Below are 17,446 nucleotides of genomic sequence, written 5' to 3'. Positions count from 1 at the left end.
GATGAAGCTCCACTTAATCAGATAAGGAGCCATCACTCTCGCTACCAAACGAGGGTGGCGGCCAAGCGCAGGTTGGTAGACCGGTCTAAGCGGAGTAAAACCCCGGCGCTCCCGAAGGAGCCCCACGCGTGGCCGCCATAAAGCACAGTTTCCGATAAGGACTGTATTGGGCGTTGCCATCACGCTTAGAAGACGGGCTACCAAACCCGATCACTGTTTTCAGTGACAGGGATACGATATAGCCGACCCTATAAGCGTGTAAGCCGGCGGATTCTGAAGCACGCGTAGGCAGCGACGCAAGGCGCTGTAGCCTTTATGGCGTAACAGTTGGTGTAATTTAAACGCGTGCGCTTAGTCGTGTTTAAGCACGACAAATCGTGATATCCGCGTTGTTCAATTTCGCCTCAGGATACCGCTCTCCGCGTGCCCTCCTCCCCAGCCCGAATCCTGAACCAGATCGCATACATCGCCGGCAAGAACACCAAGGTAATAATCGTCCCGACAAACGTGCCCCCTATCAGCGTATACGCCAGCGTGCCCCAGAACACCGAATGCGTCAGCGGAATGAACGCCAGAATGGCCGCCAGTGCGGTCAACAGCACTGGCCTTGCCCGTTGCACGGTGGCTTCGACCACGGCGTCAAAAGGCGCGAGGCCTTCCTGCTCGTTGTGATGAATCTGCCCGATCAGAATCAGCGTGTTGCGCATCAGAATCCCCGACAGCGCAATCAACCCGACCAGTGCGTTGATGCCGAACGGCTGATTGAAGATCAGCAGCGTCGGCACCACGCCGATCAAGCCGAGTGGCGAGGTGAGGAAGACCATGATCATCGCCGAGATCGAGCGCACCTGGACGATGATGATCAGCAGCGTCACGGCGATCATGATCGGCAGCAGCGGCAGGATCGCTTTGCCGGCCTTGCCGGACTCCTCGATGGCGCCGGCCTGTTCAATGCGGTAACCGGTAGGCAGTTGCGCAATGATCGGCTGCAATTGCCCGATGATCACGCCGGAGACGTCCGGTGGCTGCAAGCCTTCGGCGATGTCGCCGCGCACGGTGATGGTCGGGGTGCGATCGCGGCGGCGCAGGATCGGATCTTCCATGCGCACTTCGACCTTGCCGATCTGCGACAGCGGAATGCGTTGCCCTGCTGCGCCGACCAGGGTGAAGCCTTCGATCTGCGCCGGGTCCAGGCGGATGTTGCCCGCCGCACGGCCAACTACCTGCACCGAACGAATGTCTTCACGCACCGCGGTAATCGGCACGCCGCTGAGCAAGAATTGCAACTGCTGGGCCACGGTGCTGGACGTCAGGCCGACTGCCTGCAAGCGATCCTGATTGAGGTTGAAATGCAGCGTCGGTGTCAGCGGCCCCCAGTCGGTGTTGACGGTGCGCATCATCGGGCTGTCCTGCATAACGCCGCGGACCTGCTCGGCGATGACGCGCAACTTTGCCGGATCGGGGCCTATCACCCGGTAAGCCACCGGGAACGGCGAATACGGACCGAAGACGATCTGCGTCGCACGAACGCGCGCTTCCGGGGCCAGGCCTTGAGCAACCGCTTCGCGCAAACGCAACTTGAGGGTTTCGCGGGCGTCCTGACTGTCCGTCAGCACGACGATCTTGGCGAATGACGGGTCCGGCAATTCGGGTGCCATGGCGAGGAAAAACCGTGGCGCACCTTGACCGATATAGGCCGTGACGATTTTCGCCTCCGGCTGTTTTTGCAGCCACGCCTCGACTTTGGCTGTGGCGGCGCTGGTCTGCTCGATCGCGGTGCCGTAGGGCATTTGCACTTCGATCATCACTTCAGGACGGTCAGAAGTCGGGAAGAACTGCTTCTTCACCAATCCCATGCCCGGAATCGCGACGACAAACAGCGCGACAACAGTGCCCGCCACCAGCCATTTACGGGTGATCACCCATGCCAGAATCCGTCGGAAACGGTTATAGCGCGGCGTGTCGTAGATCGCCGCGTGCCCGCCTTCGACTTGCTGGATGTCCGGCAACAGCTTCACTCCCAGATACGGCGTGAACGCCACCGCAACGACCCACGAAGCGATCAAGGCGATGCCGACAATCCAGAACATGTTGCTGGTGTATTCGCCCGCCGTGGACTGGGCGAAACCGTTCGGCAAAAAGCCTATCGCCGTCACCAGCGTACCGGCCAGCATTGGCGCTGCGGTATGGCTCCAGGCATAGGCCGAGGCTTTGATGCGGTCATAGCCCTCCTCCATTTTCACCACCATCATTTCAATGGCGATGATCGCGTCGTCGACCAGCAAGCCCAGCGCGAGAATCAACGAGCCGAGGGTAATCCGGTCAAAGTTTTTGCCGGTAGCGGCCATCACCACAAACACGATCGCCAGGGTCAACGGCACCGCTGCGGCGACCACCACGCCGACGCGCCAGCCCATGCTGAGAAAGCACACCAGCATCACCACCAGCAGCGCGACGAAGAACTTGACCATGAACTCGCCGACCGCCGAGTCGATATTCACCGCCTGATCGGTGACTTTCGACAGGGTCATGCCCAGCGGCATTTCTGCATTGATGTTGCGCGTTTCGGCATCCAGCGCCTTGCCCAGATCCAGACCGTTCCAGCCCTCGCGCATGATCACGCCGAGCAATAACGCTTCCTCGCCGTTGTTGCGCACCAGAAAGGTCGCCGGGTCTTCGTAGCCGCGCTCGACCGTGGCCACATCCGAGAGCATGAGGGTGCGCCCCTGCGCGACAACCGGCGTGTCACGAATTTTCTGCAAGGTGTCGAACGCGCCATCGACCCGCAGGAAAATCTCCGGCCCTTTGGTTTCGACCGATCCGGCGGGTGTCAGCACGTTCTGATTGTTCAGTGCAGCGAAGATGTCCTGCGGCGACAGGCCCAGTGTCGCCAGGCGATCATGGGAAAACGAGACGAAGATGCGTTCTGCCTGCTCACCGATGATGTTGACCTTTTTCACCCCCGGCACATGCAACAGGCGCTGGCGCAAAGACTCCGCATCGCGAACCAGCAAGCGCTGTGGCTCGCCCTTGGCCTTCAGGGCAAACAGCGCGAACGTTACGTCGGAAAACTCATCGTTGACCATTGGCCCAATGACCCCGGCCGGCAGTTTGATCGCTTCGTCGTCGAGCTTCTTGCGCGCCTGATAGAACTCTTCCTGCACCTGCGACGGCGGCGTGCTGTCGAGCAACGACACCATGGTGAATGCCAGCCCTGGGCGGGTGTAGGTTTCCGTGCGGTCGTACCACTTCAGTTCCTGCAAACGCTTTTCCAGCGGTTCGGCGACCTGATCCTGCATCTCCTGCGCGGTCGCGCCGGGCCATGCGGTGATGACGGTTAATTGCTTGACGGTAAACGGTGGATCTTCGGCCCGGCCCAATTTGAAGAACGCCAGAGTGCCGGCGACGGCGATCAGAAAAATCAGAAATACCGTGATCGCGCGTTGGCGTACGGCGATGGCGGAAAGGTTGAATCGACCTTGGCTCATGGACGACTCCCGGCAACCTGGGCGTCATCGCCGGCCAGCAAGCGCACGTCCTCGCCTTCGTGGAGCAGATGCGCGCCGAGCGCAACGATCGGCTCACCGACACTGAGTTCGCCGGCAACCCGCGCCGAATCGTCACTCAACCCCAACACCTCGACGGCGCGCCAGGTTACTTTCGCCGGTGTACCGGCAATCGCCCACACGCCGGCACCTTTGCCTGAGTTGTACAGCGCCGCGATCGGTACTTTCAGCGCTTGTTGCTGTGCTGAACCTTGGGTGATATCAACGGTGACGGTCGAACCGATCGGCGCATTGGCGAGTTTGCCTTCGAGCACGTAGCGCGCCTCGAACGTGCGGGTCGAAGCGTCGGCGGAATCGGCAAGCAGGCGCAGGCTTGCGCTGACAGCCGCCGGATCGCCATAGAGTCTGGCCCGCGCGGTGGAGCCTGCGACCGGGCGCAAAGTCTCGGGCAGATGGACGATGGCTTCCCGCTGACCTGCGCGCGCCAGTCGCACTACGGCTTGCCCCGGACTGACCACTTGCCCAGGCTCGGCGAGTGTCTCCACGATCACGCCGTCGGCGTCCGCCACAAGCACCGCATAACCGGAGGCATTGCGTGCCACGTCCGCTTGCGCAACAGCGGCGCTGAGTTGCGCCTTGGCGGCGTCGGCGGAAGCTTTGAACTGGTCGTAGGCCGATGCCGAGATTGCGCCAGCAGCGACGAGCTTGCGATTGCGCGCTTCTTCATCGGCGGTCTGTTTGGCGCGTGCTCGAGCGGCGGTAACGGCTTCTTGCTGCGCTCGCGCTTGCAGACCGAGGTCGATCGGGTCGAGGCGCATCAGCGGCTGCCCGCGCTTGACCGTCTGACCGGTGTCGACCAGACGCTCGAGGACCTTGCCCGAAACGCGAAAGCCCAAGTCGCCCTGAACCCGCGCTGCCACCACTCCCGTGAATGACCGCGAGCCATCCTCGGCAAGCTGCACGACCGCCGACCTGACGATGGGCGCAAGGGCGCGCGGGTCTTGCGTAGTAGAAGCATCCCCACACGCCGTCAGGACGAGCGGCAGCCAACAGGCTGCGAGGGGAGAAGGTCTGAACCTGGGCATGGGATTTCTTCACTGAAATAGGATGATCATCATATTCTCAGTCGGTGACCAATGTCGTCAACGGTCACTCGTCATCAAATTTGCACTTCGCCCGTTTCAGCCCTGCAGATTTTCCACCTGAATCTCCACGCCACTGCGCTGCCAATCACCTTTACGGTCAGCGACGGCTCGATAGCGATTTGGCGGTTCGGCCCCGATTACCGGCGCCTGCTTGTGCGACGCGATGGCACAAACGCGGTCGAGCGGCGCGGCGCAGGCGTTGTTCAAGTCTTTGGGGATGGCGGGCGACCCGATGAGTCCCAGCCTGTAATGCGGATCAGCGAGGCACTAAGGCATCAAGCTGCGCAGGATCAGGTTCGAGGTCAGCGTCGGCGCCACCTCGATGAAGTCCAGGTTGTGTTGCAGCATCAGCGGATTGACGAAGGGCCGCAGCGTTAGATGGATCGATTCGACAGTTTCGTCCAGCGGCGTCTTGCGTTCGAACTCACCGGCCGTGCGCCCGTCACGCACGATGTCAGTGATAAAGCCTTTGATCCGCGCATCGTAGCGCTGGGCGCTGGGCCAGTTCTCGCCGGCTGCAAAGGCCGCGATGTCGTAGAGCTTGCGGTCGGTGAAGAACAGTTCGACACCGGTGGCGATCACGGTTTTCACCAACAGGCGGAAACGCTCGGTCGGCGACAGCCCCTCAGCGCTGATCGCCAGTTCCACCGCCGCGACGATTTGCCCCAGGCAATTGGCGCAGATGGCTTCGCCGATCGCCTGCTTGGAATCGAAGAATTTGTAGATGTACGCCTTGGAAAAACCGATGGCCTTGGCCAGGTCGGAGACCGTGGTTTTGCCGTAGCCATACTGGCTGAAATGCTGGTTGGCCGCCGCGACAATCTGGTCACGAATGTCGTGATCGACCGGGCCACGCGGGCCGGGAAAGGATGAGGAAGCTGAGGTCTGGTTCATCCCGGCAGCTTACTCACCTGATCGGAGGCTTACAACTGAGCCTCCCTGCCCTCACCGCGAATCACCCGTCACCACGCCGCCTGATAAATCGCCAGCGCGTCGGCTTCGTTGACTTCACGCGGGTTATTCACCAGCAAGCGTTGCTGCTGCATCGCGTCACGCGCCAATTGCCCGAGGCAATCTTCGGGTACATCAACGTCGCGCAGGCGATGGGGCAAGCCGCAGCGTGGCGCTAACTCGGCCAGTTCGGCAATCAACTGCTCTGCCTGACTGCGCCGATCGCCGATACGCAGCCGCTCGCCGAGCAACGGCACGGCCAGCTCGGCGTAATCCGCCTCGGCCACTGGCAGGTTGAAGCGCAGCACATGCGCCAGCACCAGCGAGTTGGATAAGCCGTGAGGAATATGAAAGTGTCCACCCAACGGATAGGCCAAGGCATGCACCGCCGCCACCGGCGCGTTGGCAAACGCCTGCCCGGCAAGACAGGCACCGAGCAGCATGGCCTGCCGTGCCTCGAGGTTGCCGCCGTTGTGCACCGCTTGATCCAGATGGGTCGCCAGCAGGCGCAACGCCTCGCGGGCGAGCAGACTCGACAGCGGGTTGCGCTTGAGTTTGCTGCTGTAGGCCTCGATTGCGTGGACCATAGCATCGATCCCGGTGGCCGCCGTGACCTGCGGCGGCAGGCCCAACGTGCATACCGCGTCGAGCACGGCGAGATCCGGCAGCAGCAACGGCGAGACGATGCCCATTTTGCTGGTTTCGCCGGTGGTGACGATGGCGATCGGCGTGACCTCCGAACCGGTGCCTGCGGTGGTCGGCACCTGGATCAGCGCCAGGCGCGGGCCCTTGGCCTGATCGACGCCGTACAACTGAGTGAGCGTTTGGCTGTTGCCGGGATGGGCGAGTAACGCGACCAGTTTGGCGACATCCATCGAGCTGCCGCCACCGAAACCGACGATCAGGTCGGCGCCGATATGCCGGGCGCGATCGACTGCCGCGAGCACACAGTGTTCATGGGGATCGGCGCTGACGTCACTGAAAATCGCTACCGCGACTTTCGCCGCGCTGAACCCCGGCAGCACGTCATCGAGCAAGCCGAGCCGGGCGATTCCCGGATCGATGACAATCAACACCCGGCGTGCGCCACGCTCACGGCACAGGCTGGCGAGTCGCTGGGCGGCGCCGGCTTCGCAGAGAATCTGCGCGGTGGTGGCAAAGCTGAAGGATTGCATCGGCACGACTCCTTAGGGTTATCCGTTCTGGGGTTCAGAAACTGAAGTCGCTGGCCGCCATTGCCATCAGGCAGTTCGCCCCGCCGAGCACGGCGTCGCGATGGGCGCCGGCGCGCGGCAACAGGCGTCGCCAGTAGAAGTCGGCGGTGTGCAACTTGGCTTGATAAAAGCCACTGTCAGCACTGGCTTGGGCCAATCCCTGTTGCGCGCGTGTCGCCGCTTGCAGCCAGAAACCGGCGAGCAGGACGTAGGCTGAATAGGCGAGAAAATCCACCGACACCGCACCGATTTCCTGCGGATCGCGCTGACACGCTGCGATGACCGATTGGCCAAGCTCGCGCCACTCGCGCAAGCGCTGGCCAACCGCCTGGGCCATTTCCCGCAGCGGTTCATGCGCCTGGGCGGCTTCGGCCAGTTGCGCGAATTCGCCGATCAGCACATTGAGCTCAGCGCCGCCGTCGCCGAGCAGTTTGCGCCGGATCAAGTCCAGCGCCTGAATACCGTTGGTGCCTTCATAGAGCTGAGTGATGCGGCTGTCGCGCATCAACTGTTCCATACCCCATTCGCGGATATAGCCGTGGCCGCCGTACAACGCGACGCCGAGGCTGGCGACTTCCTGACCGACATCGGTAAAAAACGCCTTGACGATTGGAATCAGCAACGCCGCCCGACGCTTCGCCGCTTGATGATCCGCGCCCAGGGCTTGCTCAAGATCGAGTTGCCGCGCGGTATAAGCCGCAAGCATTCGGCAACCTTCGGTGAGCGCTTTCTGGGTCAGCAACATGCGCCGCACGTCGGGGTGGACGATGATCGGGTCCGCGGCCTGCTCCGGCGCAACAGCACCGGCGAGCGAACGCGACTGCAAGCGTTCCCGCGCATAGCGCAGACCACCCTGAAACGCCGCTTCAGCAATGCCCAGGCCCTGCAGACCGACCTGAAACCGTGCGTCGTTCATCATGGTGAACATGCACGCCAGGCCTTGGTTTGCTTCGCCCACCAGCCAGCCCTGCGCGCCATCGAAATTCATCACGCAGGTCGAGGTGCCCTTGATGCCCATCTTGTACTCCAGCGCGCCGCAACTGAGCGTGTTGCGCTGGCCATCGGGCAAGACTTTCGGCACCAGAAACAGGCTGATGCCCTTCACGCCCGGCGGTGCGTCCGGCAGGCGCGCGAGCACCAGATGGATGATGTTATCGGTGAGATCCTGCTCGCCGCCGCTGATGAAAATCTTGTTGCCGGTAACGCGGTAACTGCCGTCGGCTTCGGGCTGGGCGCGGGTGCGCAGCAAGGCCAGATCGGTGCCGGCCTGCGGCTCGGTGAGGCACATGGTGCCGGTCCATTCGCCGCTGATCAGGTTCGCCAGATACGCTTGCTTCAGTTCAGCGCTGCCGTGGCGATGCAGCGCCAGCACAGCGCTTTCGGTAAGCCCGGAATAAACCCGAAAGGCCAGCGACGCCGACATCAGCATTTCATGAAAGCACGCCGAGACCATCTGCGGCACGCCCTGGCCGCCGAACGCCTGTGGTCCGGTCATGCTCGCCCAACCGTTGTCGATGTATTGTCGATAGGCCTGACGAAAGCCGTCCGGCGTGGTCACATCGCGGCCGTGCAACTGGCAGCCCTGCTCGTCACTGTTGCGATTGAGCGGTGCAATGACTTCACCGGTGAACCGCGCGCCCTCCTCGAGAATGCCGTCGAGGACGTCGCGGTCGAGTTCGATCTGCAATTGTCGGCAGTGCGCGCTGACGTCGAACAGTTCGTGCAAGACGAAACGCATGTCGCGCAGAGGCGCCTGGTAGTTCGAAGACGTAGTCACGCGCAGCGCTCCAATCAATAAAGGACAAGCGCCACCCTAAGCAGCGTTCAGATATTTTTGAAATTTAGAATTCCCATGGCATATATTCCGCGCATGAATATTTCCAACTTCGATCTGAATCTGCTGCGCGTGCTCGACATGCTTCTGCGTGAACAGAACGTTTCGCGCGCAGCCGAGCGGCTGGCATTGACGCAACCGACGGTGAGCAACGCCCTGGCGCGGTTGCGCGATCTGCTCGACGATCCGCTGCTGGTGCGGGTCGGCCGACGCATGTGCCCGACGCCGCGTGCGCTGGCGCTGGAAGGACCGATCCGCGCGGCACTGCGGCAGATCGAACAAACGCTGGGCAGTGGCGAGGCCTTCGAGCCGCAACACAGCCACCGGCAACTGCGCATCGCACTGACCGATTTCGTCGAACAGCTGTGCATGCCGGCGTTGCTCGCGCGCCTGCAAAGCGTGGCACCGCAACTGCGCATCGACGTCGCCCACCTGACGCCGAACCTGCCGGTCGAGGCGCTGGACCGCGGCGACCTCGACATGGTGCTCGGCCGTTTCAACGAGGTGCCGGCCCGTTTCACCCGGCAACTGTGGCGCCGGGAAACCTTGCGCATCGCCGTGCGCCGCGAGCATCCGCAGATCAGCGGCGCGCTCGACCTGCAAACCTTTCTGCAACTGCGCCACCTCTGGGTCCACGGCGGGCAGACGCGCGGCATGGTCGATCAATGGCTGGCCGAACAGAACCTCGAACGGCAAATCGTCTACACCACGCCGAACTACCTGCAAGCTGCGCACCTCGCTGCCGCCACCGACCTGTGCGTGGTGCTGCCGACGCAACTGGCGCAGCAGTTCGCCGAATTGCTGCCACTGGAGCTGCATGAATTACCGTTCGCGCTGGAACCGTTCGAGCTCGATCTGGTGTATCTGAGCCATCGCCAGCACGACCCGGCGCTGACGTGGCTGGCGGAGCAGATTCTGGCGATTGCGGCGCCCTGATCGCCCTAGTCATACGATCTCCAGCCCGTAACGTAACCATCAGAAAATCGCCCTTGGTGGCCATGGGACTAGCTTCTTTGGTCTAAGCCACCCTTGCCCGACCCTCCCCGATACGGTACAAACAGCGCAGTTGTACGACAACATAATAAAAATCCAGCGCCATCCCGAATGGCCATTTTTCGAGAACTGCCATGTCCCGCTCTACCATTGCACCCACCGTACCGCCGCCCTTCCCTCGCCACCTCGCCGTGCTCATTCTGTTGTGCATGGGCTGTGCCTTCGCCGGCAACCATGTCGCCGCGCGGGTCGCGTTTGACGATGGTGCGGGGGTGTTGCTGGCGATTCTGATGCGTTCCGGCGGGACATTGCTGGTGCTGGCGCTGCTGGTGCTGTGGCAAAAACAGAGTCTGCGGCTGCCGCCGGGTGCCTGGCGTTGGCAATTGCTGTTGGGGCTGTTGATTACCGCGCAGAGTTTGTGTCTGTATTCCGCCGTGGCGCGGGTGCCGGTGGCGCTGGCGCTACTGGTCGCCAATGTGTTTCCGATTCTGCTGGCATTGCTCACCTGGGCGATGGGCGGGCCGAGACCGAGCGCGAGCACCGCGATGTTGATGGGGTTGATTCTGGTGGGTCTGGTGTTTGTGCTGGACGTGCCCGGGCGTCTTTCGAACGCCGGCAGCGTCGGCGCGGATTGGTGGCTGGGCGTGACGCTCGCCTTCTGCGCGGCCAGCGTGTTCGCCTGTGCGCTGTGGATCACCGACCACAAACTGTCGCAGGTGCGCGGTTCGGCGCGCAGTCTGTTGACCATTTTCATCGTGTTCAGCAGCGTCAATCTGGCGGGCCTCACCGGTGCCCTGCCCGGCGGCTTGAACCTGCCGGCGACCTCGACCGGCTGGCTGGCCCTCGCCACGCTGGTGGTGTTGTACGGCACCGGTTTCATCGTGCTGTTCATTTCCGTGCCACGCCTGGACATGCCGCGCAATGCACCGGTGATGAATATCGAGCCGCTGGCGACGTTGCTGATGGGCTGGATCGTGCTCGACCAGATGCTCAGCAAGGGCCAGGTGCTCGGCGGAGTGATTGTGGTCACTGGCATTGTGTTGCTGACGTATCGCAAAACCGCGGTCAAGGCAGAGGCGAAAGCGTCGGCCTAGTCGCTAACGCGCGCCCTGCTGATACTCACGCGGCGTACAACCCAGCTCACGGCGGAACACCGTGTGCAGGTATTGCGCCGATTTGAAGCCACAGGCCCGGGCCACGTCGACGATTGCTGCGTCGCGGTTCTCCAGGCCACTGGTGGCCGCCGCCAGTTTGAAGCGCAGGATTTCGTCGTGAACGCTGCAGCCGCGCTCATGACGGAAGTGCGCTTCCAGCGAGGAGCGCGAGATGCCGACATAAGCCGCGACCTGCGCGGTCTTGATGCCCTGGCAGGCATATTGGCGGATGAACAGCAGCGCTTGCATCACGTAGGGATTGCCCAACGGCTGGTGCAGGCTTGACACCTGCACATTGACCGCGTCCGGCGGCACCAGAATCTGCGTGCCGCTGGAAGGCATGCCGTGGAGCATCTGGTGCAGCAATTGCGCGGCGGTGCGGCCCATGGTTTCGGTACCCTGGATCACCGAGCTCAACGGCACGCGCGTCAGGCTGCGCGTGAGCGGGTCGTTGTCGATGCCGATCAACGCCACCTGCTCGGGCACGGCAATGCCGGCGGTCAGGCACGCTTGCAACAGCTGCCGGGCGCGGGCGTCGCTGACGGCGATGATGCCAATCGGTTTGGGCAAGCCTTGCAGCCAGGCGATCAGTTGCTCGACGGCGCTGTCCCACAGCGGCGCGCTGGTGCCCATGCCGCGATAAACCTCGGCGCGCAGGCCGTCACGTTGCATCAGCCGGCGAAAGGCTTTTTCGCGCTCCTGCGCCCAGCGATTGGCCTGCGCCTCGGGCAGGCTGAAACAGGCAAAGCGCTGCAGTCCCGCTTCGATCAGGTGGTTATAGGCCAAAGTGATCAGGGCGTTGTTGTCGGTGGCGACATAGGGAATCGCTTTCGGGTACGCCCGCGCATCTTCATAGGAGCCGCCCACCGCCACCACCGGCAACTGGATGTCGGCCAGGGCCTCGCCGATCAGCGGGTCGTCGAAGTCGGCAATGATCCCGTCACCCTGCCAGCGTTCGATGCCTTTCAAGCGGCAGAGAAAGTCCTCTTCCAGAAACAGGTCCCACGAGGCGCGGGTGCTGCTCAGGTAGTTGCCGATGCCGGCGATGATGCCGCGGTCGTAGATTTTGCTGCCGTTGAACAACAGGGCGATGCGGTGAACAGGCGGTAATGTTTTCATTGTTTTCGGCGCGTTCATGGCCTCTTTGCAAAGAGGCGGTCGGCACAGACTAGGCGCGCGCGCAGCGAATCTCAATACGCAAAATCGCACTGTGTGTTGGTGATTTTCATAATCTTCACGCCCGGGGCCGTTGCTAGTATCGAGACACCGCCAAGAACAACAAGGACACCGTCCATGCCGTACTTCCCCGATGTCGCCCCGATTCGCTACGAAGGTCCAGACAGCGATTCGCCCCTCGCCTTCCGCCACTACGACGCCGATAAACTGATCCTCGGCAAACCCATGCGCGAGCACTTGCGCATGGCCGCCTGTTACTGGCACACCTTCGTCTGGCCGGGTTCCGACGTATTCGGCGCGGGGACGTTCAAACGCCCCTGGCACCACGCCGGAGACCCGATGGAAGTGGCCATCGGCAAAGCCTCGGCGGCCTTCGAGTTCTTCAGCAAACTGGGTATCGATTACTACTGCTTTCATGACACGGATGTCGCCCCCGAAGGCCAGTCGCTGAAGGAATACCGCAACCACTTCGCGCAGATGGTCGATCACCTCGAGCAACACCAGGAACAAAGCGGCATCAAGCTGTTGTGGGGCACCGCCAACTGCTTCAGCAATCCGCGCTTTGCCGCCGGTGCCGCGAGCAATCCGGACCCGGAAATCTTCGCCTGCGCAGCGGCTCAGGTGTTCAGCGCGATGAACGCGACCCAACGCCTGAAAGGCGCCAACTATGTGTTGTGGGGCGGTCGTGAAGGCTACGAAACCCTGCTCAACACCGACCTCAAACGTGAGCGCGAACAACTCGGGCGCTTCATGCGCATGGTGGTCGAGCACAAGCACAAGATCGGCTTCAAGGGCGATCTGCTGATCGAACCCAAGCCGCAAGAGCCAACCAAGCACCAATACGATTACGACAGCGCCACGGTGTTCGGCTTTCTGCAGCAGTTCGGTCTGGAAAAGGAAATCAAGGTCAACATCGAAGCCAACCACGCGACGCTGGCCGGGCACAGTTTCCATCACGAAATCGCCACCGCCGCCTCGCTGGGGATTTTCGGCAGCATCGACGCCAACCGCGGTGATCCGCAAAACGGCTGGGACACCGATCAGTTCCCCAACAGCGTCGAGGAAATGACCCTCGCCACCTATGAAATCCTCAAGGCCGGCGGCTTCAAGAACGGCGGATTCAACTTCGATTCCAAGGTGCGCCGGCAAAGCCTCGACGAGGTCGATCTGTTTCATGGCCACGTCGGCGCCATGGACGTACTCGCCCAGTCGCTGGAGCGCGCCGCCGCGATGATCGAGAACGATCAGTTGCAAGCGCTCAAGGATCAACGCTACGCCGGCTGGCAGCAGCCTTTTGGTCAAGCGGTCATGGCAGGCGACTTCAATCTTGAGTCACTGGCCGAGCATGCCTTCACCAACGAGCTCAACCCACAAGCCGTCAGCGGCCGTCAGGAAATGCTCGAAAACATCGTCAACCGTTTTATCTATCGCTGATCCCGATGGGGTCTGTCGGCGCCTCGCCGCTGTGACAATTGCACGACAATTCTGTGCGTGCGGCGCCGGCAAATTCTCTACAGTTCTACCAGCCCGATATTCATCGTCAGGCCGTGTCTTTCAAACAAAAATAAAAGGACGCACCACCATGAAGAACCTCAAACGTACGCTCTTGGCCAGTGCTCTGGCGCTGCTCTCGCTACCGGTGCTGGCTGACGCTGCCCACCCGAAAATCGGCTTCTCCATCGACGACCTGCGTCTGGAACGCTGGTCCCGCGATCGCGATTACTTCGTCGCGGCGGCGGAAAAAATGGACGCCAAGGTGTTCGTGCAGTCGGCCGATGCCAACGAGCAGAAGCAGATTTCGCAGATCGAAAACCTGATCTCCCGTGGCGTCGATGTGATTGTCATCGTGCCGTTCAACGCCACCGTGCTGACCAATGCTGTGGCCGAAGCGAAGAAGGCCGGAATCAAGGTCGTGTCCTATGACCGGTTGATTCTCAACGCCGATGTCGATGCGTACATTTCCTTCGATAACGAAAAGGTCGGCGAGATGCAGGCCGGCGGCGTGCTGAAGGCCGCGCCGAAGGGCAACTACTTCCTGCTCGGTGGCGCGCCCACCGACAACAACGCCAAGATCCTCCGTGAAGGCCAGATGAAAGTGCTGCAACCGGCCATCGACAAGGGCGACATCAAGATCGTTGGCCAGCAGTGGGTCAAGGAGTGGAACCCGACCGAAGCGCTGAGCATTGTGGAAAACGCCCTGACCCGCAACGACAACAAAATCGCCGGCATCGTCGCTTCCAACGACGCCACCGCCGGCGGTGCGATCCAGGCCCTGGCCGCGCAACAACTGGCCGGCAAAGTGCCGATTTCCGGGCAGGACGCCGACCTCGCCGCCGTCAAGCGAGTGATCGCCGGCACGCAAACCATGACCGTGTACAAGCCGCTGAAACTCATCGCCTCGGAAGCGGCCAAGCTCTCGGTGCAACTGGCGCGCAACGAAAAACCCGCCTACACCTCGCAATACGACAACGGCAGCAAGAAGGTCGACACCATACTGCTCACGCCGACCCCGCTGACCAAGGACAACATCGACTTGCTCGAACAGGACGGGTTCTACACCAAGGCACAGATAGCCGGGCAGTGATCAGGACGGTTTGTCCGAAACCCTTGCAGGAGCGAGCCTGCTCGCGAAGGCGGCAGGTCAGCCAGCCGAGCAGTGTCTGAACTGACGCTATCGCGAGCAGGCTCACTCCTACAGGTCTGGTGTTTGAGTCCTTGGTATATGAGCCTTTTCCATGTCTGACTACCTGCTGCAAATGAACGGCATCGTCAAATCCTTCAACGGTGTCAAAGCGCTCAATGGCATCGACATCAAGGTCCGGCCCGGTGAGTGCGTTGGCCTGTGCGGTGAGAACGGTGCCGGCAAATCGACGCTGATGAAAATCCTCTCGGCGGTCTATCCGCATGGCACCTGGGACGGTGAAATCCTCTGGGACGGGCAACCGCTGCGGGCGCAATCGATCAGCGAAACCGAAGCCGCCGGCATCGTCATCATTCATCAGGAACTGACTCTGGTACCGGACCTCTCGGTCGCCGAAAACATCTTCATGGGCCACGAACTGACGCTACCCGGCGGGCGCATGAACTACCCGGCGATGATCCACCGCGCCGAAGCGCTGATGCGCGAACTGAAAGTCCCGGATATGAACGTCTCACTGCCGGTTTCCCAATACGGCGGCGGTTATCAGCAATTGGTGGAAATCGCCAAGGCGCTGAACAAACAGGCGCGCCTGCTGATCCTCGACGAGCCTTCATCGGCCTTGAGCCGCTCGGAAATCGAGGTGTTGCTGGACATCATCCGCGACCTCAAGGCCAAGGGCGTCGCTTGCGTGTACATCTCGCACAAGCTCGATGAAGTCGCCGCTGTGTGCGACACCATTGCGGTGATCCGCGACGGCAAACACATCGCCACCACCGCCATGGCCGACATGGACATTGCGCAGATCATCACGCAGATGGTCGGCCGGGAAATGAGCAACCTCTACCCGTCCGAACCGCACGAGATTGGCGAGGTGATTTTCGAAGCGCGGCATATCACCTGCTACGACGTCGACAACCCCAAGCGTAAACGGGTCGACGATGTGTCGTTCGTGCTCAAGCGCGGCGAGATCCTCGGTATCGCTGGACTGGTCGGCGCCGGCCGCACCGAGCTGGTCACCGCCCTGTATGGCGCGTATCCCGGCCGCCATGAGGGCGAAGTCTGGCTCGACGGCCAGCCGATCGACACCGCCACGCCGCTGAAATCGATCCGCGCCGGCCTGTGTCTGGTGCCCGAAGACCGCAAGCGCCAGGGCATCATCCCCGACCTGGGCGTTGGCCAGAACATCACCCTCGCCGTGCTCGACAGTTATTCGAAACTCAGCCGCATCGATGCCGAGGCTGAGCTGGGCAGCATCGACCGGGAAATCTCGCGCCTGCACCTGAAAACCGCCAGTCCGTTTCTGCCGATCACCAGCCTGTCCGGCGGCAACCAGCAAAAAGCCGTGCTGGCAAAAATGCTGCTGGCCAAGCCGCGGGTGCTGATTCTCGATGAGCCGACCCGCGGCGTCGATGTTGGCGCCAAATACGAGATCTACAAATTGATGGGCGCGCTGGCGGCCGCCGGCGTGTCGATCATCATGGTCTCCTCGGAACTGGCCGAAGTGCTCGGCGTCTCCGACCGCGTGCTGGTGATCGGCGAAGGCCAGTTGCGCGGCGACTTCGTCAATCAGGGTCTGAGCCAGGAACAGGTGCTCGCCGCCGCGCTCAGCCAGCCCGGCAGCCATAACAATAATGATCGGAAATCCGCGTAAATGAATCAGGTCAAACAGCTGTTCACCCGCTACAAAATGCTCGCGCTGGTGTTCGCCGTGGTGCTGATCTGGCTGTTCTTCAGCTGGCAGACCGAAGGCGGTTTTCTTACCCCGCGCAACCTTTCCAACCTGCTGCGGCAAATGTCGATTACCGGGATTCTCGCCTGCGGCATGGTGCTGGTGATCATCAGTGGCGAGATCGATCTGTCGGTCGGCTCACTGCTTGGCCTGCTCGGCGGCCTCGCGGCGATACTCGACGTGGTCTATCACATTCCGCTGCTGGCCAACCTGAGTCTGGTGGCGCTGTGCGGGCTGATGATCGGCCTCGGCAACGGCTACATGACTGCGTACCTGCGCATCCCGTCATTCATCGTCGGGCTGGGCGGCATGCTGGCGTTTCGCGGGATCTTGCTGGGGATTACCGGCGGCACCACCATTGCCCCGGTATCGCCGGAACTGGTCTACATCGGTCAGGGTTACCTGCCCCACGCCATGGGCACCGGGCTGGGCATCGTGCTGTTCGCGCTGACCGTATTTCTCACCTGGAAACAGCGGCGCAATCGTGCCCTGCACGGCCTCGCTGCGCACTCGCTGGTGCGCGACGTGATTCGCGTGCTGGTCATCGGCGCGGTACTGGCCGGCTTCGTGCAGACGCTCAACAGCTACGACGGCATTCCCGTGCCGGTCCTGCTCCTGCTGGCCCTGCTCGGTGTTTTCAGCTACGTCACCAGCCAGACCGTGTTCGGCCGTCGCGTGTATGCGGTGGGCAGCAACATGGAAGCGACGCGCCTGTCGGGCATCAACGTGCAAGCGGTCAAGCTGTGGATTTTCGGGATCATGGGCGTGATGTGCGCCCTCGCCGGCCTGGTCAACACCGCGCGCCTCGCCGCCGGTTCACCCTCGGCCGGCAGCATGGGCGAACTCGACGCCATCGCCGCCTGCTTCATCGGCGGCACCTCCATGCGCGGCGGCTCCGGCACGGTCTACGGTGCCCTGCTCGGTGCGCTGGTGATTACCAGCCTGGACAACGGCATGTCGATGCTCGACGTCGACAGTTACTGGCAGATGATCGTCAAGGGCAGCATTCTGGTGCTGGCGGTGTGGGTGGATGTGAGTACGCGCACGGGGCGGCGTTGAGGTTCGGATCTCGTTGATACTGACAGGGAAGCTCCTCACCCTAG

At 62.0% G+C, this 17,446-nt stretch carries 12 protein-coding genes; 6 read left to right on the top strand and 6 right to left on the bottom strand.

The genetic code is table 11. The annotated features are described in order from the left end of the window. Positions 1-404: 404 nt before the first annotated feature. From J3P75_RS12760 to J3P75_RS12740, 5 genes are all read right to left on the bottom strand, one after another. On the bottom strand, positions 405-3,488 hold the full coding sequence (locus J3P75_RS12760; RefSeq protein ID WP_434710882.1) for an efflux RND transporter permease subunit: 3,084 nt from the start codon (positions 3,486-3,488) through the stop codon (positions 405-407). After that, positions 3,485-4,591 carry an efflux RND transporter periplasmic adaptor subunit gene (locus tag J3P75_RS12755; protein ID WP_434710880.1) on the bottom strand — a complete coding sequence of 369 codons (1,107 nt, stop codon included), beginning with the start codon at positions 4,589-4,591 and terminating at the stop codon, positions 3,485-3,487. Before J3P75_RS12755 ends, J3P75_RS12760 begins: the two co-directional genes overlap by 4 nt. A 327-nt stretch (positions 4,592-4,918) precedes the next feature. After that, a complete protein-coding gene (locus tag J3P75_RS12750; protein WP_434710879.1) occupies positions 4,919-5,545 on the bottom strand; it encodes a TetR/AcrR family transcriptional regulator in 627 nt (208 codons plus the stop codon). Positions 5,546-5,613: 68 nt separating this feature from the next. Further along, positions 5,614-6,777: an iron-containing alcohol dehydrogenase gene (locus J3P75_RS12745; RefSeq protein ID WP_434710877.1), complete on the bottom strand. Its 1,164-nt coding sequence runs from the start codon at positions 6,775-6,777 to the stop codon at positions 5,614-5,616. 34 nt (positions 6,778-6,811) lie between these two features. Further along, complete coding sequence (locus tag J3P75_RS12740; protein WP_434711277.1) at positions 6,812-8,554, bottom strand: acyl-CoA dehydrogenase C-terminal domain-containing protein; 1,743 nt, start codon at positions 8,552-8,554, stop codon at positions 6,812-6,814. Between the two features lie 114 nt (positions 8,555-8,668). Between J3P75_RS12740 and J3P75_RS12735 the strand changes: the two genes are divergently transcribed. Both J3P75_RS12735 and J3P75_RS12730 read left to right on the top strand, forming a co-directional pair. Then, complete coding sequence (locus tag J3P75_RS12735; protein WP_434710875.1) at positions 8,669-9,586, top strand: LysR family transcriptional regulator; 918 nt, start codon at positions 8,669-8,671, stop codon at positions 9,584-9,586. A 191-nt stretch (positions 9,587-9,777) separates the two neighbouring features. Continuing rightward, positions 9,778-10,737, top strand: coding sequence for an EamA family transporter (locus J3P75_RS12730; RefSeq protein ID WP_434710873.1), 960 nt, complete (start codon positions 9,778-9,780; stop codon positions 10,735-10,737). 3 nt (positions 10,738-10,740) lie between these two features. On the opposite strand, the gene J3P75_RS12725 is transcribed toward J3P75_RS12730, so the two are convergent. Continuing rightward, positions 10,741-11,916, bottom strand: coding sequence for a XylR family transcriptional regulator (locus J3P75_RS12725; protein ID WP_434710871.1), 1,176 nt, complete (start codon positions 11,914-11,916; stop codon positions 10,741-10,743). 174 nt (positions 11,917-12,090) lie between these two features. On the opposite strand from J3P75_RS12725, the gene xylA reads away from it, so the two are divergent. The 4 genes from xylA to J3P75_RS12705 all read left to right on the top strand — a co-directional run bounded on the left by xylA (position 12,091) and on the right by J3P75_RS12705 (position 17,402). Next, positions 12,091-13,407 carry a xylose isomerase gene (xylA, locus tag J3P75_RS12720; protein WP_434710869.1) on the top strand — a complete coding sequence of 439 codons (1,317 nt, stop codon included), beginning with the start codon at positions 12,091-12,093 and terminating at the stop codon, positions 13,405-13,407. Between the two features lie 148 nt (positions 13,408-13,555). Next, positions 13,556-14,557, top strand: a complete 1,002-nt coding sequence (xylF, locus tag J3P75_RS12715; RefSeq protein ID WP_090283055.1) for a D-xylose ABC transporter substrate-binding protein — start codon at positions 13,556-13,558, stop codon at positions 14,555-14,557. Between the two features lie 151 nt (positions 14,558-14,708). Further along, positions 14,709-16,265, top strand: coding sequence for a D-xylose ABC transporter ATP-binding protein (gene xylG / locus J3P75_RS12710; protein WP_434710867.1), 1,557 nt, complete (start codon positions 14,709-14,711; stop codon positions 16,263-16,265). Then, on the top strand, positions 16,266-17,402 hold the full coding sequence (locus J3P75_RS12705) for a sugar ABC transporter permease (protein ID WP_394507078.1): 1,137 nt from the start codon (positions 16,266-16,268) through the stop codon (positions 17,400-17,402). Positions 17,403-17,446 lie beyond the last annotated feature (44 nt).

The organism is Pseudomonas sp. R1-1 (genome assembly GCF_051132135.1).
Taxonomy (GTDB): Bacteria; Pseudomonadota; Gammaproteobacteria; order Pseudomonadales; family Pseudomonadaceae; genus Aquipseudomonas.
Note: the sequence above shows the minus strand (reverse complement) of the source record. Positions and strands in the feature narration are given on the sequence as shown.

What these genes read in the sequence shown, in the direction of transcription:
- xylF (WP_090283055.1), top strand. Translation starts at nt 13,556, where the DNA reads ATGAAGAACCTCAAACGTACGCTCTTGGCCAGTGCTCTGGCGCTGCTC.
- J3P75_RS12735 (WP_434710875.1), top strand. Translation starts at nt 8,669, where the DNA reads ATGGCATATATTCCGCGCATGAATATTTCCAACTTCGATCTGAATCTG.
- J3P75_RS12740 (WP_434711277.1), bottom strand. Translation starts at nt 8,554, where the DNA reads ATGCGTTTCGTCTTGCACGAACTGTTCGACGTCAGCGCGCACTGCCGA.
- xylA (WP_434710869.1), top strand. Translation starts at nt 12,091, where the DNA reads ATGCCGTACTTCCCCGATGTCGCCCCGATTCGCTACGAAGGTCCAGAC.
- J3P75_RS12705 (WP_394507078.1), top strand. Translation starts at nt 16,266, where the DNA reads ATGAATCAGGTCAAACAGCTGTTCACCCGCTACAAAATGCTCGCGCTG.
- J3P75_RS12725 (WP_434710871.1), bottom strand. Translation starts at nt 11,916, where the DNA reads ATGAAAACATTACCGCCTGTTCACCGCATCGCCCTGTTGTTCAACGGC.
- J3P75_RS12750 (WP_434710879.1), bottom strand. Translation starts at nt 5,545, where the DNA reads ATGAACCAGACCTCAGCTTCCTCATCCTTTCCCGGCCCGCGTGGCCCG.
- J3P75_RS12745 (WP_434710877.1), bottom strand. Translation starts at nt 6,777, where the DNA reads ATGCAATCCTTCAGCTTTGCCACCACCGCGCAGATTCTCTGCGAAGCC.
- J3P75_RS12755 (WP_434710880.1), bottom strand. Translation starts at nt 4,591, where the DNA reads ATGCCCAGGTTCAGACCTTCTCCCCTCGCAGCCTGTTGGCTGCCGCTC.
- J3P75_RS12760 (WP_434710882.1), bottom strand. Translation starts at nt 3,488, where the DNA reads ATGAGCCAAGGTCGATTCAACCTTTCCGCCATCGCCGTACGCCAACGC.
- xylG (WP_434710867.1), top strand. Translation starts at nt 14,709, where the DNA reads ATGTCTGACTACCTGCTGCAAATGAACGGCATCGTCAAATCCTTCAAC.
- J3P75_RS12730 (WP_434710873.1), top strand. Translation starts at nt 9,778, where the DNA reads ATGTCCCGCTCTACCATTGCACCCACCGTACCGCCGCCCTTCCCTCGC.